The sequence below is a fragment of the Pantoea sp. FN0302 genome (assembly GCF_050113775.1).
Taxonomy (GTDB): domain Bacteria; phylum Pseudomonadota; class Gammaproteobacteria; order Enterobacterales; family Enterobacteriaceae; genus Mixta; species Mixta alhagi.
In genome coordinates this window covers 2,077,552-2,100,876 of sequence record NZ_JBNJSM010000001.1, presented here as the reverse complement: position 1 = coordinate 2,100,876, position 23,325 = coordinate 2,077,552, and the positions used below count along the sequence as shown (strand labels likewise).

Genomic DNA, 23,325 nt, shown 5'->3' with positions numbered 1-23,325 from the left:
GTGCATTTTTCATAAATCTGTCATAAAACTGACGCATAATGACGCCGCAAATCCCCGTGACCAAGAGTCACATTCGCAGGAGCAATAATGGCTAAGCGCATTCTGGTTGTCGAAGATGAAGCCCCCATCAGGGAAATGTTGTGTTTCGTGCTGGAGCAAAATGATTATCAGCCCATCGAAGCGGATGATTATGACAGCGCTGTCAACCTGTTAATCGAGCCATGGCCCGATCTGATCCTGCTGGACTGGATGTTACCCGGCGGCAGCGGCATTCAGTTTATCAAACATCTCAAGCGCGAAGCGATGACGCGCGATATCCCGGTCATGATGCTTACCGCGCGCGGCGAAGAAGAAGATCGCGTGCGCGGCCTGGAAGTGGGCGCCGATGATTACATCACTAAACCGTTCTCGCCAAAAGAGCTGGTGGCGCGCATCAAGGCGGTAATGCGCCGCATTTCGCCGATGGCGGTTGAGGATGTGATCGAAATTCAGGGGCTGAGCCTGGATCCTTCTTCGCACCGCGTGATGTCAGATACCACGCCGCTGGAGATGGGCCCGACAGAATATAAATTGCTGCACTTTTTTATGACGCACCCGGAGCGCGTGTACAGCCGTGAACAGCTGCTGAACAATGTCTGGGGCACCAATGTTTACGTTGAGGATCGTACGGTTGACGTGCATATTCGGCGGCTGCGCAAGGCGCTGGAGCTGACCGGTCACGATCGCATGGTGCAAACCGTACGTGGAACGGGTTATCGTTTCTCCGCTCGTTACTGATCGGAGTCTGCCTCGTGCTGGAACGCCTCTCCTGGAAGAGATTATTACTGGAACTGGTGCTGGTCTGTTTGCCCGCGCTGCTGGCTGGACTGATTATCGGCTATTTGCCGTGGTTCCTGCTGTGCGCCGTACTGCTGTTGCTGGGCTGGCACTTCTGGAATTTGCTGCGTCTGTCACACTGGCTGTGGACCGACCGCTCTATGACGCCGCCTGGCGGTCAGTGGAGCTGGGAGCCGCTGTTTTATGGGCTTTACCAAATGCAGCTACGCAACCGCCGCCGTCGCCGCGAATTGGGAAACCTGATTAAGCGGTTTCGCAGCGGGGCGGAATCCCTGCCCGATGCGGTGGTGCTGACCACCGATGAGGGCACTATTTTCTGGTGCAACGGTCTGGCACAGCAGCATCTGGGGCTGCGCTGGCCGGAAGATAACGGTCAGAACATCCTTAATCTGCTGCGCTATCCTGAGTTTTCCCGCTATCTGCGTCAGCAGGATTTTGTTCGTCCGCTGACGCTGGTGATGAATAATCAGCTGCATATGGAATTTCGCGTAATGCCCTATAGCGAAGGGCAGTGGCTACTGGTGGCGCGCGATGTTACGCAGATGCACCAACTGGAGGGCGCGCGCCGTAACTTCTTTGCCAACGTCAGCCATGAGCTGCGCACGCCGCTTACGGTGCTGCAGGGCTATCTGGAAATGATGGGCGATGCGGTGCTGGAGGGAAAATCCCGTGAAAAAGCGCTGCAAACCATGCAGGAGCAGACGCGCCGGATGGATGGTCTGGTTAAACAGCTGCTGACGCTTTCACGCATTGAGGCTGCGCCCGCTATCGATCTGGCGGAGAAAGTGGATGTGCCGATGATGCTGCGCCTGCTGCAGCGCGAAGCGGAAACCCTGAGTAATGGCCGGCATCATATTGCGTTTCATGCCGATGCGCAGCTAAAGGTGTTCGGTAACGAAGAGCAGCTCCGCAGCGCCATCTCTAACCTGGTCTATAACGCGGTCAACCATACGCCGGAAGGCACGCATATTGAGGTCAGCTGGCAATTCTGCAAACAGGGCGCGCTGTTTGCAGTGAAAGATAACGGGCCGGGCATTGCCCAGGAGCATCTGCCGCGTCTGACCGAGCGATTTTATCGGGTGGATAAGGCGCGATCGCGGGCCACCGGCGGCAGTGGACTGGGGCTGGCGATTGTTAAACATGCCCTGAGTCATCACGGCGCTCGCCTCACCATTACCAGCCAGCCGCATAAAGGGACCTGTTTTAGTTTTATCCTGCCGACAAGGTTGATTGTCAGCCAGCATCTGCCGGACAATGCGGCGCGTAAAATCTGACGGATGCAAAGTATGAAAATCATCATGGTGCTGCTGCTGCTGTTTTCCGGCGCGCTGCAGGCAAAACCCGCGCTGCTGGCAGGGAATCTCAGCAGCGTTGGCTCAGATACGCTGGGCAACCTAATGGCGCTGTGGGGCGAAAGTTTCAATCTTCAGTATCCGGGCGTTAATGTGCAGGTACAGGCCGCCGGATCCTCCACCGCGCCGACCGCGCTTGCCGCAGGCGCGGCACAGCTGGGCGCAATGAGCCGTCCAATGCAGATTTCGGAACGTCAGCTTTTTCAGCAGCGCTACGGCTATCCGCCGCTGGCGGTGCCGGTCGCGCTGGATGCGCTGGTAGTGGTAGTGAATCAGGATAATCCGCTGACCCGGCTCAATGCGCAGCAGCTGGACGCGATTTTTTCCGTGACGCGGCGCTGCGGCGCACCCCGTTCACCGCATACCTGGGGCGATTTAGGATTACAACAGCTCAGCTGGCGCGATCGTTCGCTACAGCGGCTGGGGCGTAACTCGGCGTCCGGCACCTGGGGGTTTTTCAAGCAGCAGGCGCTTTGCAACGGCGATTTTCGTCGTGACGTGGGCGAATATCCTGGTTCAGCGGCAGTGGTGCAGGCGGTAGCGGGCAACCTTAATGCCATCGGCTATGCCAGCTTTGGCTTCCATATCAGCGGCGTGAAAACGCTGGCGCTGGCAAAAGAGGGCGAAGCGGTAATGCCCGATGCCACAACGATTCGTAATGGGCGCTATCCCTATGCACGCCCGCTTTATATCTATATCAATAAGCCGCCAGGCAAGATGCCGGAGCCGCTTACCGCCGCGTTTTTACGTCATGTGCTTTCTCCGCAGGGGCAGGCGCTGGTGACCCAGGCGGGCTACTTACCTCTTTCCGAACGGCAAATCCATCAGGCAAAGGCGCTGCTGGGATTATAAGCGCGCCGGTTTTTTCAGCATAGACATGAATATTTTTCATGTCTTGTGAATTTTCCTCCCTTGCCGCTGAACAAAAGTCATGAGACGCTGATTTCAGACATTTAGACATCCAGAAGTCTTAAAGATAAAGTTCTGAAACTATTTCATCGGTAAATCAGCGGGGCGGGATCGCCTCGTTACAGGAGTTGAAAATAATGCAAAGAACAACCGCCCCTTTCCGTGCCGACGTGGTTGGCAGCTTTTTACGGCCTGCAGCGATCAAGCGCGCCCGCGAGCAGTTTGCCGCCGGAGAGATTGATGCTGCGGCGCTGCGTCGTGTGGAAGATGAAGCGATCCGCCACGTCGTAGAACAGCAGCGCGCCTGTGGTTTGCAGGTGGTAACCGATGGTGAATTTCGTCGCGCCTGGTGGCACTTTGATTTCTTTGACGGTCTGCAGGGCGTGGAGCGCTATGAGGCGGAACAGGGGATTCAGTTCAACGGTATTCAAACCAAAGCGCGCGGCGTGCGCGTAACCGGCAAGCTGGGCTTTGGCGATCATCCGATGCTGGAAGATTTCCGCTTCCTTAACAGCATCAGCGGTGACGCTGTCGCTAAAATGACCATCCCCAGCCCGAGCGTGCTGCACTTCCGTGGCGGACGCAAGATGATTGATGCTGAGGTCTATCCAGACCTGGCGGACTATTTTGACGACCTGGCATTAACTTACCGTGATGCCATCAAAGCCTTTTATGATGCAGGCTGCCGCTATCTGCAACTGGATGACACCGTGTGGGCCTATCTCTGCTCGGAAGATCAAAAGCGTCAAATTCGTGAGCGCGGCGATGACCCGGAAGAGCTGGCGCAAACCTATGCGCGCGTACTGAACAAAGCGCTGGAAGGCAAACCAGCAGACCTGACCGTTGGGCTGCATGTCTGCCGGGGTAACTTCCGTTCTACCTGGATCTCTGAAGGTGGCTATGAGCCGGTAGCGGAGATTCTGTTTGGCGGCGTCAATATTGATGCCTTTTTCCTGGAGTATGATAACGAGCGCTCCGGCGGCTTCGAACCGTTGCGCTTTATTAAGCCGGGCAATCAGCAGGTGGTGCTGGGGCTGATCACCACAAAAGTCGGCGAGCTGGAAGATCCGGAAAGCGTGAAGGCGCGTATCGCTGAAGCAACGCAGTATATCGATATCAATCAAATTTGCCTCAGCCCGCAGTGTGGCTTTGCCTCCACCGAGGAAGGCAATAATCTTACCGCGCAGCAGCAGTGGGATAAACTGCGTCTGGTAGTGGATATTGCAAAAAACGTCTGGTGAGTGGCGTAAATGTGTGCAAACAGGCGCGTAAAAACGCGCCTTTTGTGCATTCAGGCCGACAACAATGAAGAAATTAACGCCGGGCTGGTGAAAAAAAAGTCACATCATGTAATGTGCTTTAGGCATAGCTTGAAGTGATTCTCTGGTCTGAAGCCTATATTCGTTATATCACTCTGCTTTTCCGATCCTGTATTGCCTTTCTTCGCTATAAACGTTTTACTTACGCCGCTTATCGCGGCTTTCCTCTGTGAAAAGAACAAAATTAGCTCATATCACTGCGTTTGCGGTCGTGAACAGACATTACTTAATTGATTTGTCCTATCCGACAGCATGTTAGCGTAGAGAGGGTGCAGTAAGCATTCACACAACATCCACCGCAACATCTGTAGCAGGCAATTCAGCTTTATGACACATCGTTTAACGTCGAAAGACATCATTGCGCTGGGCTTTATGACTTTTGCCCTGTTTGTTGGCGCAGGCAACATCATTTTCCCTCCCATGGTCGGTTTACAGTCAGGCGAACATGTCTGGATGGCGGCGCTTGGGTTCCTGGTTACCGCAGTGGGTCTACCGGTTATTACGGTGATCGCGCTGGCACGCGTTGGCGGCGGTATCGATGCGCTAAGCTCGCCAATAGGCAAAGCGGCTGGCCTGCTGTTGGCTACGGTCTGCTACCTTGCTGTAGGGCCGCTGTTCGCCACGCCGCGCACGGCGACCGTTTCCTTTGAAATCGGTATTGCTCCGCTGACCGGCGATGGCGCGATGGCGCTACTGGTTTATAGCCTGATCTATTTCGCGCTGGTGATCGCTATTTCACTTTATCCGGGCAAACTGCTGGATACGGTGGGGCATATTCTGGCACCGCTGAAAATCTTTGCGCTGTTTATTCTGGGCGTGGCGGCGCTGCTGTGGCCTGCGGGAACGCATATTCCGGCTACCGACGCCTACCAGAACGCGGCCTTTTCCAGCGGTTTTGTTAACGGCTATCTCACAATGGATACGCTGGGTGCGCTGGTGTTCGGCATCGTTATCGTTAATGCCGCGCGTTCACGCGGCGTGGACGACGCACGTCTGCTGACGCGTTACACCATTCTGGCCGGTCTGATTGCCGGTGTCGGCCTGACGTTGGTCTACCTGAGCCTGTTTCAGCTGGGGTCCGGCAGTGGTTCGCTGGCCGATCAGAATGCCAACGGCGCGGCAATCCTGCACGCCTATGTGCAGCATACCTTCGGCGGAATGGGGAGCTTCTTCCTGGCGGCGCTGATCTTTATCGCCTGTATGGTAACGGCGGTGGGGCTGACCTGTGCCTGTGCCGAATTTTTTGCGCAATATCTGCCGTTTTCCTATAAAACGCTGGTGTTTATTCTGGGCCTGTTCTCGATGGTGGTCTCTAACCTGGGCCTGAGTCATTTGATTCAGATCTCCATTCCGGTGCTCACTGCCATCTATCCGCCGTGCATCGTACTGGTTGTGCTCAGCTTTACCCTGAGCTGGTGGAACAAAAGCGCCCGCATTATTGCGCCGGTTATGCTTGTTAGCCTGGTATTTGGTATCATCGACGCGATTAAAACCACCGGCTTTAAAGATGTGCTGCCTGCCGTTAGCCAACACCTGCCGCTGGCCGAGCAGGGGCTTGCCTGGCTGCCGCCTTCGCTGGTTATGCTGATCGTTACGGCATTAGCCGACCGCATGATGGGGCAAGAGCGGGTCAGGGCGCATCATTAAACCTGATACAATTCGGTCTTAACCACGGGCATGCCCGTGGTTTTTCATTTCCACAGGTAAGATGTCATTATGCAAGAAACCAATAAGCTCAAACGCGGATTGAGCACACGCCATATTCGTTTTATGGCGCTGGGATCGGCGATTGGGACCGGGCTGTTTTACGGTTCTGCCGATGCAATAAAAATGGCCGGGCCGAGCGTGCTGCTGGCCTACGTTATCGGCGGTGCCGTGGCGTACATTATTATGCGTGCGCTGGGCGAAATGTCCGTCAACAATCCGCAGTCCAGCTCTTTCTCGCGTTACGCGCAGGATTATCTTGGCCCGATGGCGGGCTACATCACCGGCTGGACCTACTGCTTTGAAATCCTGATAGTTGCGATTGCCGACGTTACCGCGTTCGGTATCTATATGGGCGTCTGGTTCCCCGACGTGCCGCACTGGATTTGGGTTCTGAGCGTGGTGCTGGTGATCGGCGCCGTTAACCTGATGAGCGTCAAAGTCTTTGGCGAGGTGGAGTTCTGGTTCTCTTTCTTCAAGGTCGCCACCATTATCATTATGATCGCAGCGGGCCTGGGCATGATTATCTGGGGGATCGGCAACGGCGGCCAGCCAACCGGCATCCATAATCTGTGGACCAATGGCGGTTTCTTTGCGCACGGCATTGTTGGCATGCTGCTGTCGCTGCAGATGGTGATGTTTGCCTATGGCGGCATTGAAATTATCGGTATCACCGCCGGTGAAGCGGAAGATCCGCAAAAATCGATTCCGCGTGCCATTAATTCGGTGCCCTGGCGTATTCTGGTTTTTTACGTGGGTACGCTGTTTGTGATTATGTCGATCTATCCGTGGAACCAGGTTGGCACGCAGGGCAGCCCCTTTGTTTTGACTTTCCAGCATCTGGGCATTGCGGCTGCGGCCTCTATTCTGAACTTTGTGGTGCTGACCGCCTCGCTCTCGGCGATTAACAGCGATGTATTTGGAGTAGGGCGCATGCTGCACGGTATGGCGCAGCAGGGCCATGCGCCAAAGATGTTCATGAAAGTCTCCGATCGCGGCATTCCGTGGGTAACGGTTGTAGTGATGATGCTGGCGATGTTGATTGCGGTTTATCTGAACTACCTGATGCCGGAAAAAGTGTTCCTGGTTATCGCCTCGCTGGCCACCTTCGCCACCGTTTGGGTATGGATTATGATCCTCTGTTCGCAGATCGCTTTCCGCCGTACGTTGAGTAAGCAGCAGGCGCAGGCGCTGAAGTTCGCGCTGCCGGGCGGCAGCTATACCGCCATTTTCGGCGTGCTGTTCCTGGTGTTCATTATCGGTTTAATCGGTTATTTCCCGGATACCCGCATTTCGCTCTATGTCGGTGCGATCTGGATTGTGCTGTTGCTGGCGGGCTATAAGCTGGTGCGTAAGAAGTCAGCATGATAAAAAAAGCCGCAGCGATGCGGCTTTTTTTATGGGTATAGTAATTAATGCCTTTCTGGTTATTAACCGCCCTGAATGAAGTCTGTATTTCAGGGCCAGATATAAACAGAGTTGGGTGGCTGACTAAAGGTGAGGCTTATTCTCTGCGTTAGCGGCAAAAGCACGCCAGTCATAACCGGTCGGCGTTTGATGGACGCGCAGACCAAAGGCTGGCAGCACCGCATAGATATAGTCAAAAATATCAGCCTGAATACGCTCATACTCCAGCCATACCGTGGTATTGGTAAAAACATAAATTTCCAGCGGCAGTCCATCGGTACCGGGTGCCAGTTGTCGCACCATCAGGGTCATGTTTTGATGGATCTGCGGATGACTTTTCAGCCAGGCCTCCAGCCAGGCGCGGAAAGTACCGATATTAGTCAGATGGCGTCCATTTAACGGTATGTTTAAATCGCTGCTTAAATGCGCATTATGCTGTTCGATCTCAACCATTTTCTGTTTGATATAAGGCGTTAATAGCTGCGCATGCTGTAGCTGTTCCAACTCATCCTTGTTCAGAAAGTGAATGCTGGTGGTATCGATATTGATGCTGCGCTTGATCCGGCGTCCGCCTGATTCCGACATACCACGCCAGTTTTTAAACGAGTCGGCAATCAGCGCATAGGTGGGAATAGTGGTGATGGTGTTATCCCAGTTGCGCACTTTTACCGTTGTCAGCCCAATATCGATTACGGCACCATCTGCGCCATATTTAGGCATATCCAGCCAGTCGTTCAGCTTTAACATGTCGTTTGCCGACAGCTGAATACCCGCCACCAGACCCAGAATCGGATCTTTAAACACCAGCATCAGCACGGCGGTCATCGCGCCCAGGCCGGTAATCAGCACCAGCGGCGATTTACCCATCAGCACTGAAATAATCATGATGGCAAACAGGATAGCTGCCACCAGCTTGATACTCTGAAAAATACCGCGCAGCGGCAGCTGTCGGGCAAGCGTGCTGTTAGCTGATAGCTCCAGCAGAATGTCTAACAGCGAAAACAGCATCAACAGTAAAAAGAGCATCATCCAGACCTGAGAAAACACCAGCAGAACGGCGTGCAGCGGCTCACTGTTGGACAAAAACAGGTCGATCTGGATATTGAGCAGAACGCCCTGCAGCAATAGGGCAAAGCGGTTAAAAAGGTGATTATCGATTAATGATTTCGCCCATTGCTGGCTTGAGGCGTAGGCGCGACGTTTTAACATCGGCAATACGGCACGGTGAAGCAGCCAGTGAGCGAGCAGCGAGATCAGTAATACGATAGCAATAACTATCGCTAAAGAGAGCGGCGTGGCGTAAGGCACATCAAAATGATGAAGCCAAAAAAGAATTTGGTGTTGCATATTATCTCCCTGAGAATAGTGCTCTTCCTGTTGAAATAAGAATTCCGCAACTGCCCTGCGGAACAGGCCCGGCCTGCAGGAACCAACATAACGGCCAGGCTGAGAAAAAGCTACAGCTGCTGTGCGGCAGCGCGTGCCATTAATTGTGGATAAAATTGCCAGAAAAAAGTTTCAAGCGCCGCGTAATTATTAAAAAAATCCTGCCAGGAATCGGCCAGCGCCGCCAGACGCGGACGCCGTGCTGCCATTCCGCATAAAACCTGTTGCAGGTAATCGGCTTCGGCGTAGCGTTCCATCCAGCGTTCACGCCACAGATAGCCGTTAAGCCGCTGAAAACCTTCTGGCAACTGCGGCAACATCGGCTCGATTTGCGCCTGAGCGCGCGCCAGAAACAGCGGCAGCGACACCTCTGGCTCAATGCGATCCCAGTGACGTGATAAAAAATGATCCCACACCACATCCAGCGTAACAGGCGCAACCCGACGCGTTTCGGGACGAAACAGCCGTTTGGCGCTCAGGACTTCGGGTAAGGAGTCGGTAAGGGCATCAAGGCGACGGTGTAGCGCGATGCCGGCGGCGATATCGGCAGGCCACTGTAGGTGCGGATTGCCGCGTACATAGTCCGCCATCAGGTTGCCTGTCAGCGAGCTGTTGGCAAGCCGGGCTAAATGGAGATGAGCAAGAAAGTTCATCCTGGCATTATACGCTAACAGAATGGTTACCGGGTAACAGTTCAGAATTTCCCGCTTTTCCGCTAGACTATGCCGCCTGTTTGTTAGCCGTAAGACATTGAGCATGCGCGTCGCTGATTTTTCTTTTGAATTACCTGAATCATTAATTGCCCACTATCCGCAGCCTCAGCGTAGCGGATGCCGACTGCTGTCGCTGAACGGTCCTGATGGCGCTTTAAGCCACGGCGTGTTCACCGATGTGCTGGATAAGCTTAACCCCGGCGATCTGCTGGTGTTCAATAACACCCGCGTCATCCCGGCGCGTGTCTATGGGCGTAAAGCCAGCGGCGGTAAGATTGAAATGCTGGTAGAACGCATGCTGGATGACAAGCGTGTGCTGGCGCACGTCCGCGCCTCTAAAGCGCCGAAGCCGGGCGCAGAGCTGCTGTTTGGCGATGATGAAAGCGTGCGGGCAACAATGGTTGCGCGTCATGATGCGCTGTTCGAAATTCAATTTGATGATGAACGCGACGTACTGGGCATTCTCAACGCTATCGGTCACATGCCGCTGCCGCCCTATATCGATCGTCCAGATGAAGAGGCTGACCGCGAGCTTTATCAAACGGTTTACAGCCAGAAGCCGGGCGCAGTGGCCGCGCCGACCGCTGGTCTGCACTTCGACGAGCCGCTGCTGGCCGCGCTGCGGGAAAAAGGCGTTGAGATGGCATTTGTGACGCTGCACGTGGGCGCGGGAACCTTCCAGCCGGTGCGCGTGGACAGCATTGAAGATCACATCATGCATTCCGAGTATGCTGAAGTGCCGCAGGAGGTTGTGGATGCGGTGTTAGCCTGTAAGGCGCGCGGCAACCGGGTGGTCGCTGTGGGCACCACCTCGGTGCGCTCGCTGGAGAGCGCGGCGCAGGCGGCACAGGATGCGCTGATTGCGCCGTTCTTCGACGATACCCAAATCTTTATCTATCCCGGCTATCGCTATCAGATTATTGATGCGCTGATCACCAATTTCCATCTGCCGGAATCCACGCTGATTATGCTGGTTTCCGCGTTTGCTGGTTATCGCCACACCATGAACGCCTATCGCGAGGCAGTAGCTGAGCAATATCGCTTTTTCAGCTACGGCGATGCGATGTTTATTACCCGCAATCCCCAGGCGCCGGAGGAAAAAGTCGGCGGCTGATTAACCGACGCCGCAGCTGCGGCGTCGTGATATTAACCATGCATCAGACTGTTTCTCTGATGGAGGCAACGTGAAGTTTGAATTAGATAAAAAAGATGGCCGCGCGCGTCGTGGTCGTCTGGTTTTTGATCGTGGCGTCGTAGAAACCCCGGCCTTTATGCCGGTGGGCACCTACGGCACGGTAAAAGGCATGACGCCGGAAGAAGTCAAAGAGACCGGCGCGCAAATCCTGCTGGGCAATACGTTCCACCTTTGGCTGCGTCCGGGGCAGGAGATTATGAAGCTGCATGGCGATCTGCATGATTTTATGCAGTGGCAGGGGCCGATTCTCACCGACTCCGGCGGTTTTCAGGTCTTCAGCCTTGGTGACATTCGTAAAATCACCGAAGCGGGCGTCCATTTTCGCAATCCGATTAACGGCGATGCGATCTTCCTCGATCCTGAGAAATCGATGGAGATCCAGTACGATCTCGGTTCCGATATCGTGATGATCTTTGATGAGTGCACGCCTTACCCGGCGGACTGGGATTATGCCAAACGCTCGATGGAAATGTCGCTGCGCTGGGCGCAACGCAGTCGTGATCACTTCGATAAGCTGGGCAACAAGAATGCGCTGTTCGGCATTATTCAGGGCAGCGTTTACGAAGATTTACGTGATGTCTCAGTCAAAGGACTGGTGGAGATCGGCTTTGATGGTTACGCTGTGGGCGGCCTGGCGGTCGGTGAGCCGAAGGAAGATATGCACCGTATTCTGGAGCATGTCTGCCCGCAGATCCCGGAAGATAAGCCACGTTATTTAATGGGCGTTGGCAAGCCGGAAGACCTGGTTGAAGGCGTACGTCGCGGTATCGATATGTTCGATTGCGTCATGCCGACGCGTAACGCGCGTAACGGTCACCTGTTTGTCACCGACGGCGTGGTTAAAATCCGTAATGCCAAACATAAAGATGATACGTCGCCGCTGGATGCAGAGTGTGATTGCTACACCTGTCGCAATTACAGTCGCGCCTACTTGCATCATCTTGATCGTTGTAACGAAATACTCGGTGCGCGTCTGAATACCATTCATAACCTGCGTTATTACCAGCGCCTGATGGCGGGTTTACGCCAGGCTATTGAAGAAGGTAAATTAGAGTGCTTCGTCAGTGAATTCTATACGCGGACGGGCAAAGCGGTTCCGCCATTAAACGCTTGATAATTAAACAATGAGGGAAAGTTGATGAGTTTTTTCATTTCTGACGCAGTGGCAGCAGCAGGCGCACCGTCGCAGGGAAGCCCCTACACGATGGTTGTGATGTTGGCGGTTTTTGGCCTGATTTTCTATTTTATGATCCTGCGTCCGCAGCAAAAACGTGCCAAAGAGCATAAAAAACTGATGGACTCGATCGGCAAAGGCGATGAGGTATTGACTACCGGTGGTCTGGTGGGTCGCGTGACCAAAGTGGCCGACAACGGCTACATTGCTATCGCACTCAACGATAACAACGAAGTAGTTATCAAACGTGATTTCGTGGCTGCCGTCCTGCCGAAAGGTACTATGAAGGCGCTGTAATTCTTTGTTTTCCCTAAGGGAACTGCCGTGTTAAACCGTTATCCTTTGTGGAAATACATTATGCTGATCGTGGTGCTTGCCGTCGGTCTGCTGTATGCACTTCCCAACCTTTATGGAGAGGATCCGGCTGTTCAAATCACTGGCGCGCGCGGAAGCGCCGCCAGTGAGCAAACGCTGGACCAGATCCAAAACGTCTTAAAACAAGAGCATATTCAAAGCAAATCTATTGCGCTGGAGCAGGGCGCTATCCTGGCGCGTTTCTCTACCACAGATGTGCAGCTGCGCGCGCGTGAAGCGCTGATGAAAACGCTGGGCGACGATTACGTCGTCGCACTCAATCTGGCGCCTGCCACGCCGAAATGGCTGGATATGCTGGCAGCGCAGCCGATGAAGCTCGGTCTGGATCTGCGCGGCGGTGTCCACTTCCTGATGGAAGTTGATATGGATACCGCGCTGGGTAAGCTGCAGGAGCAGAATACCGACAGCCTGCGTAGCGATCTGCGTGAGAAAGGCATTGCCTACACCAACGTACGCAAAATCGAAAATTACGGCGTGGAAATCCGCTTCCGTGACGCCGATGCGCGTGACAATGCCGTTAACTATCTTTCAACGCGTCATCGCGATCTGGTGATTAGCAGCCGTGGCGATAACCTGCTGCGTGCGGTAATGAGCGATGAGCGTTTGCGTGAAGCGCGTGAATATGCTGTTCAGCAGAACATTAACATTCTGCGTAACCGTGTTAACCAGCTGGGTGTAGCGGAGCCATTGGTTCAGCGTCAGGGAGCCGATCGCATCGTGGTTGAGCTGCCGGGCATTCAGGATACCGCGCGCGCGAAAGAGATTTTGGGCGCAACGGCAACGCTGGAATTCCGTCTGGTGAATACCGTGGTGGATGCCACTGCAGCGGCTAAAGGCCGTGTACCGGGCGATTCAGAAGTGAAGCAAACGCGCGAAGGCCAGCCGGTTGTGCTGTACAAACGGGTGATCCTCACCGGTGACCACATTACCGATTCCACCTCCAGCACCGACGAATATAATCAGCCGCAGGTTAATATCTCGCTCGATAGCGCGGGCGGCAACATGATGTCGACCTTTACCAAAGATAATATTGGTAAGCCTATGGCGACGCTGTTCGTTGAATATAAAGACAGTGGTAAGAAAGATGCCAACGGCCGCTCTATCCTGGTGAAACAGGAAGAGGTAATTAACGTAGCGAATATTCAGTCACGCCTGGGCAACAGCTTCCGTATTACCGGCATCAACAACCCGAATGAAGCGCGTCAGCTTTCGCTGCTGCTGCGCGCCGGTGCGTTGATTGCGCCGATTCAGATTGTTGAAGAGCGCACCATTGGCCCAACCATGGGGCAGCAGAATATTACCCAGGGTCTGGAAGCCTGTCTGTGGGGCTTGATCGCCTCGATCGTATTTATGGTGGTTTACTATAAAAAGTTCGGCGTCATTGCCACCAGCGCGCTGGTGGCCAACCTGATCCTGATCGTCGGCATTATGTCATTGCTGCCGGGCGCGACCTTAACCATGCCGGGCATTGCCGGTATCGTTCTGACGCTGGCGGTGGCGGTGGATGCTAACGTGCTGATAAACGAGCGTATCAAAGAAGAGCTGAAGAATGGCCGTACCATTCAGCAGGCAATTCATGAGGGCTATAAAGGGGCGTTCTCCAGTATCATTGATGCCAACCTCACCACGCTTATCACCGCGATTATTCTGTATGCGGTTGGCACCGGCTCGATTAAGGGCTTTGCCATCACCACCGCCATTGGTGTGGGAACCTCGATGTTCACTGCCATTGTTGGTACGCGTGCCATCGTTAACCTGTTGTATGGCGGCAAACGCATCAACAAGCTGTCTATCTGAGGAGTAGGTTGTGGCACAGGAATATAGTGTTGAACAATTAAACTACGGCCGTAAAGTTCATGACTTTATGCGCTGGGATAAGCTGGCCTTTACCCTGTCAGGGTTGCTGCTGATCGCATCAGTGATCATCATGGGCGTACGCGGGTTTAACTGGGGACTCGATTTTACCGGCGGTACGGTAATTGAAATTTCTCTGGAAAAACCTGCCGAGCTGGATACGTTGCGCGGCGCTCTGGAGAAATCAGGCTTTGTTGAGCCGCAGGTGCAGAATTTCGGCAGCAGTCGTGACGTAATGGTCCGTCTGTCGCCGAATGCCGGCAACGCAGGGCAGGCGCTGGGCAATAAGGTGGTCTCGGTAATCAACGAGGCTGCCGGCCAGAATGCGACCGTTAAGCGTATTGAGTTTGTTGGCCCCAGCGTCGGCAGCGATCTGGCGCAGGCGGGCGGTATGGCGCTGTTGATGGCGCTGATCGCTATCCTGATCTATGTGGGCTTTCGCTTCGAGTGGCGTCTGGCGCTTGGTGCCGTGCTGGCGCTGGCGCATGACGTCATTATTACGCTCGGTATCCTGGCGCTGTTCCATATTGAGATCGATTTAACCATCGTCGCCTCGCTGATGTCGGTTATCGGTTACTCACTGAACGACAGTATCGTGGTTTCCGACCGTATTCGTGAAAACTTCCGTAAGATCCGTCGCGGAACGCCTTATGAAATCGTGAACGTTTCGCTGACGCAGACGCTGAGTCGTACCATTATGACCTCAGCAACCACGCTGGTGGTGGTGCTGATGCTGTTTATTTTCGGCGGCGCGCTGCTGGAAGGGTTCTCGCTGACGATGCTGATCGGCGTTTCCATCGGTACGGTTTCTTCTATCTACGTTGCTTCCGCGCTGGCGCTGAAGCTGGGCATGAAGCGTGAACATATGCTTCAGCAGAAAGTAGAAAAAGAGGGCGCTGACCAGCCTTCCATTCTGCCGTAAGGCAACGGTGGTAAGCTAAATAAAAGGCCGCGTAAGCGGCCTTTTTCATTTCCGCAAAGCGCGGCCTAATCCCTTTAACCTGTTGTTTGCGCCGCTCAGTTTAACGGCTCAATATTCTGTACCCGTACATATCCTAACTGCTGCGGCGACAGGCCGCTCAGGCGCAGCGGAACCGGCTGTCCGGCTTTAGGCAGCAGAGTATTACGTACCTCAATGGTTTGCGACAGCGCACCGGCGCTGAGAGGTTTGCCGGTGGCGCTATCCAGTTCTCCCCATTCGACCTGCATTCTCAGGTTTTGCAAAGGGCGATCGTCTGCCGAACGCAGCGTAAGCAAGGCGCGGGTGCCGCTCGCCTCTGGTTCAATGCGCGTCAGCGTTAACATCAGTGGCCCCGCCTGGCTTTTTAGCTCAACGCGCGTATTCGCCGCTGGCAGCAGCCATGCGCCCTGGCTGGAGTGGCTGTTTAACTGGTTTTGCTGTTCCAGCGCGCTGGCCTGGCGCGTCAGCTGATTAACCTGCTGATTAAGCTGTTTCACCTCGCTCTGTAGCGCCTGATTTTTTGCCGGAGAAGGAGCAGCGCAGCCGTTAAGCAGCGCTGCGGTCAATAACGGCAGCAGAAAAAGACCCTTTTTCATTTTCACTCTCCTTTTAACGCTTTTACTTACAAGCTTAGGTGAAAGCGTACGGGAGGGCGAAAAAGCGCACGGGCCGCACAGAAAAATGCGTCGTCAGCCCGCCGAGGCTTTGGTTGTCAGGGGCTTCGGGGTACACTAAGGTTTCATTTCGTGAAGAATCAGGATATGTCATGCATTGCCCATTCTGTTCCGCCGTGGATACCAAAGTAATTGATTCTCGTCTGGTTGGTGAAGGCACCTCTGTGCGCCGCCGCCGTCAATGCCTGGACTGCCATGAGCGTTTTACCACCTTTGAGGTGGCGGAACTGGTGATGCCACGCGTGATTAAAAGCAACGATGTCCGCGAGCCGTTTAATGAGGATAAGTTGCGCAGCGGCATGGTTAAAGCGCTGGAAAAGCGCCCGGTTAGCTCTGATGCCGTTGAAAACGCCATTAGTCATATCAAAACTCAGCTGCGCGCTACAGGCGAACGCGAAATTCCCAGCAAAATGATCGGCAACCTGGTGATGGATGAGCTGAAAAAACTCGATAAAGTTGCCTATATTCGTTTTGCATCCGTCTATCGCAGCTTTGAAGATATTCGTGAATTTGGCGAAGAGATCGCCCGTTTACAGGATTAAGCTATGCGCGATGAAGAGTATATGGCGCGCGCGCTGGAACTGGCGCGGCGCGGTCGTTTTACCACTACGCCGAATCCCAACGTTGGCTGCGTTATCGTACGCGATGGCGTTATCGTGGGCGAGGGCTGGCATCAGCGCGCCGGTGAGCCGCACGCGGAAGTGCATGCATTGCGGATGGCAGGCGAGCAGGCCAGGGGCGCGACCGCTTACGTTACCCTGGAACCCTGTAGCCATCACGGTCGTACGCCGCCGTGCTGTGAAGCGCTGATTGCCGCTGGCGTCAGCCGGGTGGTTGCGGCGATGCAGGATCCTAACCCGGAAGTGGCTGGACGCGGGCTTTATCGTCTGCAGCAGGCAGGGATCGACGTCAGTCACGGGCTGATGATGGCGGAAGCTGAAGCGCTGAACCGTGGTTTTTTAAAACGCATGCGCACCGGCTTTCCCTTCGTTCAGCTAAAACTGGGCGCATCGCTGGATGGTCGTACGGCGATGGCCAGCGGCGAAAGCCAGTGGATAACCTCGCCCGAAGCGCGGCGTGATGTGCAGCGCCTGCGCGCGCTCAGTTCTGCCATTCTTAGCAGCAGTGCGACCGTGCTGGCTGACGATCCGGCGCTGACGGTTCGCTGGGAGGAACTGGGTGCCGCCACGCAGGCACACTACCCGCAGGAAAATTTACGCCAGCCGGTACGGGTGATTATTGACAGCCAGAACCGGGTAACGCCGCAGCATCGCCTGCTGCATCAGCCGGGTGAAACCTGGCTGGCGCGCCTGCAGGCAGATGAGCAGCAAAGCTGGCCGCAGGCGGTGCAGCAGTTGCGAGTTCCGCCGCGTGATAACCGGCTCGATCTGGTTTCGCTGATGATGCTGCTGGGTAAACAGCAGATCAATCAGGTGTGGGTCGAAGCGGGCGCTCAACTGGCGGGTGCGCTGCTGGAAGCGGGCGTGGTGGATGAGCTAATTGTTTATATGGCGCCGAAGCTGCTGGGCGATAGCGCCCGTGGATTGTGCGCTTTACCCGGCCTGAGCGAGCTGCGTGACGCGCCGCTGTTCAGCTTCAGCGATGTGCGTCAGGTAGGCCCGGATCTGCGCCTGACGCTCAGGCCGGTTTAACGCCCTGCGGAAAAGCGGAAGCAGAGTGCGAAAGAGTGTGGTAGAATCCGCCCCCCTGCGGGGCCAATAAGAACCCTGAAAGGAAAATTATGAAAATTATCGAAGCTGCTGTTGCTACGCCAGAAGCGAAAGTCGCGATTATCATTGCGCGTTTCAACAACTTCATCAATGAGAGCCTGCTGGATGGCGCGATTGATGCGTTAAAGCGCATTGGTCAGGTGAATGATGAAAACATCACCGTTATCTGGGTGCCGGGCGCCTATGAATTACCTATGACGGCTCGCGCCGTTGCCAATGCCGGAAAACATGATGCGGTTATTGCCCTGGGCACCGTAATCCGTGGCGGCACTGCGCACTTCGAATATGTTGCCGGTGAGGCCAGCTCAGGTCTTGCCAGCGTCGCTATGAACAGCGACATCCCGGTCGCCTTTGGCGTCCTGACCACTGAAAATATCGAGCAGGCTATTGAACGCGCTGGTACCAAAGCGGGCAATAAAGGTGCGGAAGCTGCACTGACCGCGCTCGAAATGATTAACGTATTGAAAGCCATTAAAGCCTGATTTTTGTAAGGGGATTTTTGTGAAACCTGCTGCTCGTCGCCGCGCCCGTGAGTGTGCTGTCCAGGCGCTTTATTCCTGGCAGTTGTCCAATAATGACATTGCTGATATTGAATATCAGTTTCTCGCGGAACAGGATGTCAAAGATGTTGATATCAACTATTTCCGCGAGCTGCTGGCTGGCGTTGCGACCAACAGCGCATACCTTGACGGTTTGATGAAGCCTTACCTGTCACGCCAGCTGGAAGAGCTGGGTCAGGTAGAAAAAGCCATTCTGCGCGTCTCTCTGTATGAACTGAGCAAACGCAGCGATGTGCCCTATAAAGTGGCTATCAACGAAGGTATCGAGCTGGCGAAAGTGTTTGGCGCTGAAGACAGTCATAAATTTGTTAACGGCGTGCTGGATAAAGCCGCTCCGCAAATCCGCCCCAACAAAAAATAAGCAATCGAGGCCGGATTCTTTCCGGCCTTTTCTATTCAGGTTCAGCGGAACTTCATTATGTCATGTGGCGAATTTGAACTGATCGCGCGTTATTTTAATCGCGTGACAAGCTCACGTCGCGATGTGGAAAAAGGCATCGGCGACGACTGCGCGTTACTGAACGTGCCGGAAAAGCAAACCCTGGCCATCAGTACCGACACGCTGGTAGAAGGCATCCACTTTCTGCGCGATATCCATCCTGCCGATCTCGGTTATAAGGCGCTGGCGGTTAATCTGAGCGATCTCGCCGCCATGGGTGCCGATCCTGCCTGGCTGACGCTGGCGCTGACGCTGCCGGATGTGGACGAAGCCTGGCTGAAAGCGTTCAGCGACAGCCTGTTTGAACTGCTGGATTACTACGATATGCAGTTGATCGGCGGCGATACCACGCGCGGTCCACGTAGCCTGACGCTGGGTATTCACGGTCTGGTGCCTGCGGGGCGCGCTTTGCGCCGCAGCGGTGCACGTCCCGGCGACTGGATTTACGTTACTGGCTCGCTGGGCGACAGCGCAGCAGGTCTGGCGCTGTTGCAGCATCGCGTGCGTATTACCGATCCTGCGGTCCATGAGGCGCTGATAAAGCGCCACCTGCGTCCCATGCCGCGTATTTTACAGGGGCAGGCGCTGCGTAATCTTGCCAGTGCGGCCATTGATATTTCTGATGGGTTGATCTCCGATTTAGGGCATATCCTCAAGGCCAGCGAGTGCGGCGCACGGGTAAATATCGACGCTCTGCCGTTATCTTCCGTGCTGCGCGATCATTTCGAACCGGAGCAGGTGCTGCGCTGGGCGTTAAGCGGCGGTGAGGATTACGAGCTCTGCTTTACCGTGCCTGAAATCAACCGTGGCGCGCTGGACGTAGCGTTGGGTAAGCTGGGCGTGCCCTATACCTGTATCGGCCAGCTGGCACCGGAATCAGAAGGGTTGGTGTTGTTACAGGATGGCAAACCAGCCATGCTGAAATTGAAAGGATTCGATCATTTTGACGCGCGATAAAGATCTGGCGAAAAGTCGCCTGCGCCTGAGCAATCCGTGGCACCTGATGGCAACCGGTTTCGGTAGTGGCCTGTTCCCGTGGGGGCCGGGCACCATGGGATCGCTGGCGGCGCTGCCATTCTGGTGGCTGATGACCTTTTTACCGCAGGATATCTATTCGCTGCTGGTGATGTTCGGCATCTGTATCGGCGTTTATCTCTGTCACCGTACCGCCAAAGATATGGGCGTTCATGACCACGGCAGCATCGTCTGGGATGAGTTTATCGGTATGTGGATTACGCTGATGGCCATCCCAGTCAATAGCTGGCAATGGGTGCTGGCTGGCTTTGTGACTTTCCGCGTGCTGGATATATGGAAGCCCTGGCCGATCCGCTGGTTCGATCGCAACGTGCATGGCGGGATGGGGATTATGGTGGACGATGTGATTGCCGGGATCCTCTCGGCCGCGCTGCTGTGGTTTATTGGGCATCACTGGCCGCTGTAACGGCTGAAGCGTTGCCCGACCCGAACAACACCTTTATCGCAAAAGTAGCAGGTAAAGGAGCGCTGTACAGAGAGCGTGGGGAAGCATACAGCCGAACAATGTAGCGCCGGTCAGCGGTTTACGCAGCTCCGGCGCTAAACAGCGTTACTGGGCCAGCCACTCAGCGATCTGCTGCTGAATTCCTTCAGCGTCCAGCTGATAGTCGTGTCGGATCTCATCCTGGGTGCCCTGCGGGATAAACTCATCCGGCAGACCGATATTCAATACCGGCACCGCAACACGCTTCGCCATCAGCAGTTCATTAACGCCGCTACCTGCGCCGCCTTTAATCGCGCCTTCCTCCAGCGTCACCAGCGATTCATGGCTGGCCGCCAGTTCCAGTATCAGCGCCTCATCCAGTGGTTTAACGAAACGCATATCCACCAGCGTGGCGTTCAGCGCGTCGGCTGTTGCCTGTGCTTCCGGCAGCAGCGTGCCGAAGTTGAGGATCGCCAGCTTTTCACCGCGACGTTTTACTACGCCTTTGCCCAGCGGCAGTGAGACCAGCGGCTGCATAGGCGCGCCGGTGCCGGTGCCGCGCGGATAACGCACTGCGCTTGGCCCGGCCTGATAGTGATAGCCGGTATAGAGCATTTGACGGCATTCGTTTTCGTCGCTGGGCGTCATGATCACCATGCCGGGAATGGTACGCAGGAAAGCGAGATCGAACGCGCCCTGGTGCGTTTGTCCATCCGCGCCGACAATACCGCCGCGATCGATAGCGAACAGTACAGGCAGCTGCTGAATTGCCACGTCATGAATCAGCTGATCGTAAGCGCGCTGCAGGAAAGTGGAGTAGATTGCCACCACCGGCTTGTAGCCGCCGATAGCCAGTCCGGCAGCAAAGGTCACCGCATGCTGCTCGGCAATTGCTACGTCGAAATATTGGCCCGGATACTGGCGTGAAAAGCCCACCATACCAGAGCCTTCACGCATCGCTGGCGTAATCGCCATCAGCTTGTTGTCGTCTGCTGCGGTTTCGCACAGCCAGTCGCCGAAAATCGCGGAGTAGGTGGGTAAACCGCCAGAACTTTTAGGCAGCGCGCCGCTGGCCGGATCGAATTTAGGCACGGCATGCCAGGCGATAGGATCGTTCTCCGCCGGCGCGTAGCCTTTGCCTTTTTTCGTCATGATATGCAGAAACTGCGGACCTTTCAGATCGCGCATATTGCTGAGGGTATGCACCAGCATCAGTACATCGTGACCATCAACCGGGCCGATATAGTTGAAGCCCAGTTCCTCAAACAGCGTTCCAGGCACCACCATACCTTTAAGATGTTCTTCGGTACGTTTAACCAGCTCTTTAATCGGCGGCAGGCCGGTTAGCACCTTTTTGCCGCCTTCACGCAGGCGTGCATAGGTTTTACCAGAGAGGATTTGCGCCAGGCGATTATTAAGCGCGCCAACGTTTTCTGAAATCGACATTTCGTTATCGTTCAGAATCACCAGCAGGTCCGCTTTGATATCACCGGCATGGTTCATCGCCTCAAAGGCCATCCCGGCGGTGATAGCGCCGTCGCCAATAATACAGGCGGTACGACGGCCCTGGCCCTCTTTGCCTGCGGCCACCGCCATACCAAGACCGGCGCTGATTGAGGTAGAGGAGTGTCCCACGCTCAGCACGTCATATTCGCTTTCTGCCCGCCAGGGGAATGGATGCAGGCCATTTTTTTGGCGAATGGTGCCGATGCGGTCGCGGCGTCCAGTCAGAATTTTATGCGGGTAGGCCTGATGACCGACATCCCACACCAAATGATCGAACGGCGTGTTATAGACGTAGTGAAGCGCGACGGTCAGTTCAACCACCCCGAGGCCCGAAGCAAAATGGCCGCTGGAGCGGCTGACGCTGTCCAGCAGGTACTGACGTAGTTCATCGCACAGTGCCGGCAACTTCTCTTTCGGCAGTTTACGCAGTTCTTGCACGGTATCGGCAAGCGCCAGCGTCGGGTATTTTGCAGTATCAAAACTCATCAGAGACTCATTGTGGAAGTTATTTATCGCGTTCGATAATGAAGCCTGCCAGCGCATGTAAGGCGGAGGTGTCCAGAGAAAGTGCGGCCAGCTGATCCAGCGCGCCGAGCGCTTCCTGATAGAGGTCCTGCGCTTTCTGGCGGGCATCGTCCAGCCCCATCAGAGCCGGATAGGTGCTTTTGCCAAGTTGCTGATCGGCACCCTGCTGTTTGCCCGTTACTGCGGTATCGCCCACCACATCCAGAATGTCATCCTGAACCTGAAAGGCGAGCCCGATCGCATTGGCATAACGATCGAGCAGCGGCAGGGCTGCACGCCCGCGTTCGCCAGCGCTCAGCGCGCCAAGACGAACGGCAGCGCGAATTAACGCACCGGTTTTATGACGATGAATTTTTTCCAGCGTCGCTAAATCGATCTGCTGACCTTCCGCCGCCAGATCCAATGCCTGACCGCCGCACATGCCTGCCACGCCGCTGGCCTGCGCCAGCTCAGAAATCATGGCGATGCGGTCCTGCGGTTGAACGCCATGCATCGGCGCATCGGCAAGGATCGAAAAGGCCAGCGTTTGCAGCGCATCGCCCGCTAAAATAGCGGTATCCTCGCCAAATTTAATATGGCAGGTTGGCTGTCCACGGCGCAGGCTATCGTCATCCATAGCCGGAAGATCGTCATGAATCAATGAGTAGGCGTGAATGCATTCAACGGCGGCGGCGGGCGCGTCCAGGGTATCCGTGTCGGCCTGTAACATATCGCCGACCACATATACTAAAAACGGACGCAGCCGTTTACCGCCTAATAATGCCCCATATTGCATGGCATTAACCAGAGGAGAACTCTGAAAGGGCAGGGGAGCAATAAAACGCGACAGCGCAAGGTTCACCCGCTGATGGTAGTGGGCAAGCAGTTCAGCAAAATCCATTATTCAGCATCCGGCGTAAAAGGCGTCAGGGCGGCATCTTTATCATCGTTAAGCAGGATCTGAACGCGCTGTTCCGCCTGCTGCAGGGTTTTTTGCCCTACTTTTGCCAGCTGTACGCCGCGCTCAAATTCATTCAGCGCCTCTTCCAGCGGTAAATCGCCGCTTTCCAGACGGGTAACTATCTGCTCCAGCTGCTGCAGGGACGTCTCAAAACTAATGGGCTGTTCGGCTTTTTTTGGCATAGTGATTATTGGCTCACAGGTTTTTTATCTATAGCAAGCGGACATGGTAGCCGACTCGAAATGATTAGCAAAATAATGATAGAGCATGACGGTAAAACAGGCAGCTTAAAGACAAAAGTGATAT

General features: G+C 54.9%; 23 protein-coding genes. 17 read left to right on the top strand and 6 right to left on the bottom strand.

What is annotated here, in order from left to right; genetic code table 11:
• Positions 1 to 87: 87 nt before the first annotated feature.
• From phoB to proY, 6 genes are all read left to right on the top strand, one after another.
• Complete coding sequence (phoB, locus tag ACQE32_RS09920) at positions 88 to 777, top strand: phosphate response regulator transcription factor PhoB (protein ID WP_085067747.1); 690 nt, start codon at positions 88 to 90, stop codon at positions 775 to 777.
• Between the two features lie 14 nt (positions 778 to 791).
• A complete protein-coding gene (gene phoR / locus ACQE32_RS09915; protein ID WP_426974639.1) occupies positions 792 to 2,111 on the top strand; it encodes a phosphate regulon sensor histidine kinase PhoR in 1,320 nt (439 codons plus the stop codon).
• Positions 2,112 to 2,123: 12 nt separating this feature from the next.
• Entirely contained in the window at positions 2,124 to 3,041 is a 918-nt protein-coding gene (locus ACQE32_RS09910) for a PstS family phosphate ABC transporter substrate-binding protein (RefSeq protein WP_427021683.1), read from the top strand.
• Between the two features lie 194 nt (positions 3,042 to 3,235).
• Positions 3,236 to 4,339: a cobalamin-independent methionine synthase II family protein gene (locus ACQE32_RS09905; RefSeq protein WP_426974638.1), complete on the top strand. Its 1,104-nt coding sequence runs from the start codon at positions 3,236 to 3,238 to the stop codon at positions 4,337 to 4,339.
• 405 nt (positions 4,340 to 4,744) lie between these two features.
• Positions 4,745 to 6,064: a branched-chain amino acid transporter carrier protein BrnQ gene (brnQ, locus tag ACQE32_RS09900; protein WP_426974637.1), complete on the top strand. Its 1,320-nt coding sequence runs from the start codon at positions 4,745 to 4,747 to the stop codon at positions 6,062 to 6,064.
• Between the two features lie 69 nt (positions 6,065 to 6,133).
• Positions 6,134 to 7,489 (top strand): proline-specific permease ProY, encoded by a 1,356-nt coding sequence (gene proY / locus ACQE32_RS09895; protein WP_426974636.1) that lies wholly within the window; start codon positions 6,134 to 6,136, stop codon positions 7,487 to 7,489.
• Between the two features lie 123 nt (positions 7,490 to 7,612).
• On the opposite strand, the gene ACQE32_RS09890 is transcribed toward proY, so the two are convergent.
• Together ACQE32_RS09890 and ACQE32_RS09885 are read right to left on the bottom strand one after the other, a co-directional pair.
• Positions 7,613 to 8,875, bottom strand: a complete 1,263-nt coding sequence (locus ACQE32_RS09890) for a mechanosensitive ion channel family protein (protein ID WP_426980965.1) — start codon at positions 8,873 to 8,875, stop codon at positions 7,613 to 7,615.
• A gap of 110 nt (positions 8,876 to 8,985) precedes the next feature.
• Positions 8,986 to 9,567 carry an ACP phosphodiesterase gene (locus ACQE32_RS09885; protein WP_426974634.1) on the bottom strand — a complete coding sequence of 194 codons (582 nt, stop codon included), beginning with the start codon at positions 9,565 to 9,567 and terminating at the stop codon, positions 8,986 to 8,988.
• A 103-nt stretch (positions 9,568 to 9,670) separates the two neighbouring features.
• On the opposite strand from ACQE32_RS09885, the gene queA reads away from it, so the two are divergent.
• The 5 genes from queA (at position 9,671) to secF (ending at position 15,147) form a co-directional block, all read left to right on the top strand.
• Entirely contained in the window at positions 9,671 to 10,741 is a 1,071-nt protein-coding gene (gene queA / locus ACQE32_RS09880) for a tRNA preQ1(34) S-adenosylmethionine ribosyltransferase-isomerase QueA (protein ID WP_427021682.1), read from the top strand.
• Between the two features lie 70 nt (positions 10,742 to 10,811).
• Positions 10,812 to 11,936, top strand: coding sequence for a tRNA guanosine(34) transglycosylase Tgt (gene tgt / locus ACQE32_RS09875; RefSeq protein WP_250652041.1), 1,125 nt, complete (start codon positions 10,812 to 10,814; stop codon positions 11,934 to 11,936).
• Positions 11,937 to 11,960: 24 nt separating this feature from the next.
• Positions 11,961 to 12,293, top strand: a complete 333-nt coding sequence (gene yajC / locus ACQE32_RS09870) for a preprotein translocase subunit YajC (RefSeq protein WP_085067738.1) — start codon at positions 11,961 to 11,963, stop codon at positions 12,291 to 12,293.
• Between the two features lie 27 nt (positions 12,294 to 12,320).
• Positions 12,321 to 14,168 carry a protein translocase subunit SecD gene (secD, locus tag ACQE32_RS09865; protein WP_426980967.1) on the top strand — a complete coding sequence of 616 codons (1,848 nt, stop codon included), beginning with the start codon at positions 12,321 to 12,323 and terminating at the stop codon, positions 14,166 to 14,168.
• Positions 14,169 to 14,178: 10 nt separating this feature from the next.
• Complete coding sequence (gene secF / locus ACQE32_RS09860) at positions 14,179 to 15,147, top strand: protein translocase subunit SecF (protein WP_426974631.1); 969 nt, start codon at positions 14,179 to 14,181, stop codon at positions 15,145 to 15,147.
• A 95-nt stretch (positions 15,148 to 15,242) separates the two neighbouring features.
• Here the strand turns inward: secF and ACQE32_RS09855 are convergent, their stop codons facing one another.
• Positions 15,243 to 15,782 (bottom strand): DUF3251 domain-containing protein, encoded by a 540-nt coding sequence (locus ACQE32_RS09855; RefSeq protein WP_427021681.1) that lies wholly within the window; start codon positions 15,780 to 15,782, stop codon positions 15,243 to 15,245.
• Between the two features lie 170 nt (positions 15,783 to 15,952).
• Here ACQE32_RS09855 and nrdR point away from each other — a divergent pair, with 170 nt between their 5' ends.
• The 6 genes from nrdR to pgpA all read left to right on the top strand — a co-directional run bounded on the left by nrdR (position 15,953) and on the right by pgpA (position 20,030).
• Positions 15,953 to 16,402 carry a transcriptional regulator NrdR gene (gene nrdR / locus ACQE32_RS09850; protein WP_038627640.1) on the top strand — a complete coding sequence of 150 codons (450 nt, stop codon included), beginning with the start codon at positions 15,953 to 15,955 and terminating at the stop codon, positions 16,400 to 16,402.
• A 3-nt stretch (positions 16,403 to 16,405) separates the two neighbouring features.
• Positions 16,406 to 17,512 (top strand): bifunctional diaminohydroxyphosphoribosylaminopyrimidine deaminase/5-amino-6-(5-phosphoribosylamino)uracil reductase RibD, encoded by a 1,107-nt coding sequence (gene ribD / locus ACQE32_RS09845; protein WP_426980968.1) that lies wholly within the window; start codon positions 16,406 to 16,408, stop codon positions 17,510 to 17,512.
• 89 nt (positions 17,513 to 17,601) lie between these two features.
• Positions 17,602 to 18,072, top strand: a complete 471-nt coding sequence (ribH, locus tag ACQE32_RS09840) for a 6,7-dimethyl-8-ribityllumazine synthase (RefSeq protein WP_085067733.1) — start codon at positions 17,602 to 17,604, stop codon at positions 18,070 to 18,072.
• Between the two features lie 19 nt (positions 18,073 to 18,091).
• A complete protein-coding gene (gene nusB, locus ACQE32_RS09835) occupies positions 18,092 to 18,511 on the top strand; it encodes a transcription antitermination factor NusB (RefSeq protein ID WP_085067732.1) in 420 nt (139 codons plus the stop codon).
• Between the two features lie 57 nt (positions 18,512 to 18,568).
• Entirely contained in the window at positions 18,569 to 19,546 is a 978-nt protein-coding gene (thiL, locus tag ACQE32_RS09830; RefSeq protein WP_427021680.1) for a thiamine-phosphate kinase, read from the top strand.
• Positions 19,527 to 20,030, top strand: coding sequence for a phosphatidylglycerophosphatase A (pgpA, locus tag ACQE32_RS09825; protein ID WP_426974746.1), 504 nt, complete (start codon positions 19,527 to 19,529; stop codon positions 20,028 to 20,030). Before thiL ends, pgpA begins: the two co-directional genes overlap by 20 nt.
• A 144-nt stretch (positions 20,031 to 20,174) precedes the next feature.
• Here the strand turns inward: pgpA and dxs are convergent, their stop codons facing one another.
• The 3 genes from dxs to xseB are packed head-to-tail and all read right to left on the bottom strand — an operon-like array spanning position 20,175 to position 23,201.
• Positions 20,175 to 22,040, bottom strand: a complete 1,866-nt coding sequence (dxs, locus tag ACQE32_RS09820; protein WP_427021679.1) for a 1-deoxy-D-xylulose-5-phosphate synthase — start codon at positions 22,038 to 22,040, stop codon at positions 20,175 to 20,177.
• 19 nt (positions 22,041 to 22,059) lie between these two features.
• A complete protein-coding gene (gene ispA, locus ACQE32_RS09815) occupies positions 22,060 to 22,959 on the bottom strand; it encodes a (2E,6E)-farnesyl diphosphate synthase (RefSeq protein ID WP_250652047.1) in 900 nt (299 codons plus the stop codon).
• Positions 22,959 to 23,201, bottom strand: coding sequence for an exodeoxyribonuclease VII small subunit (xseB, locus tag ACQE32_RS09810; RefSeq protein WP_085067726.1), 243 nt, complete (start codon positions 23,199 to 23,201; stop codon positions 22,959 to 22,961). The genes ispA and xseB overlap by 1 nt, the downstream gene beginning before the upstream one ends.
• Positions 23,202 to 23,325: the final 124 nt, after the last annotated feature.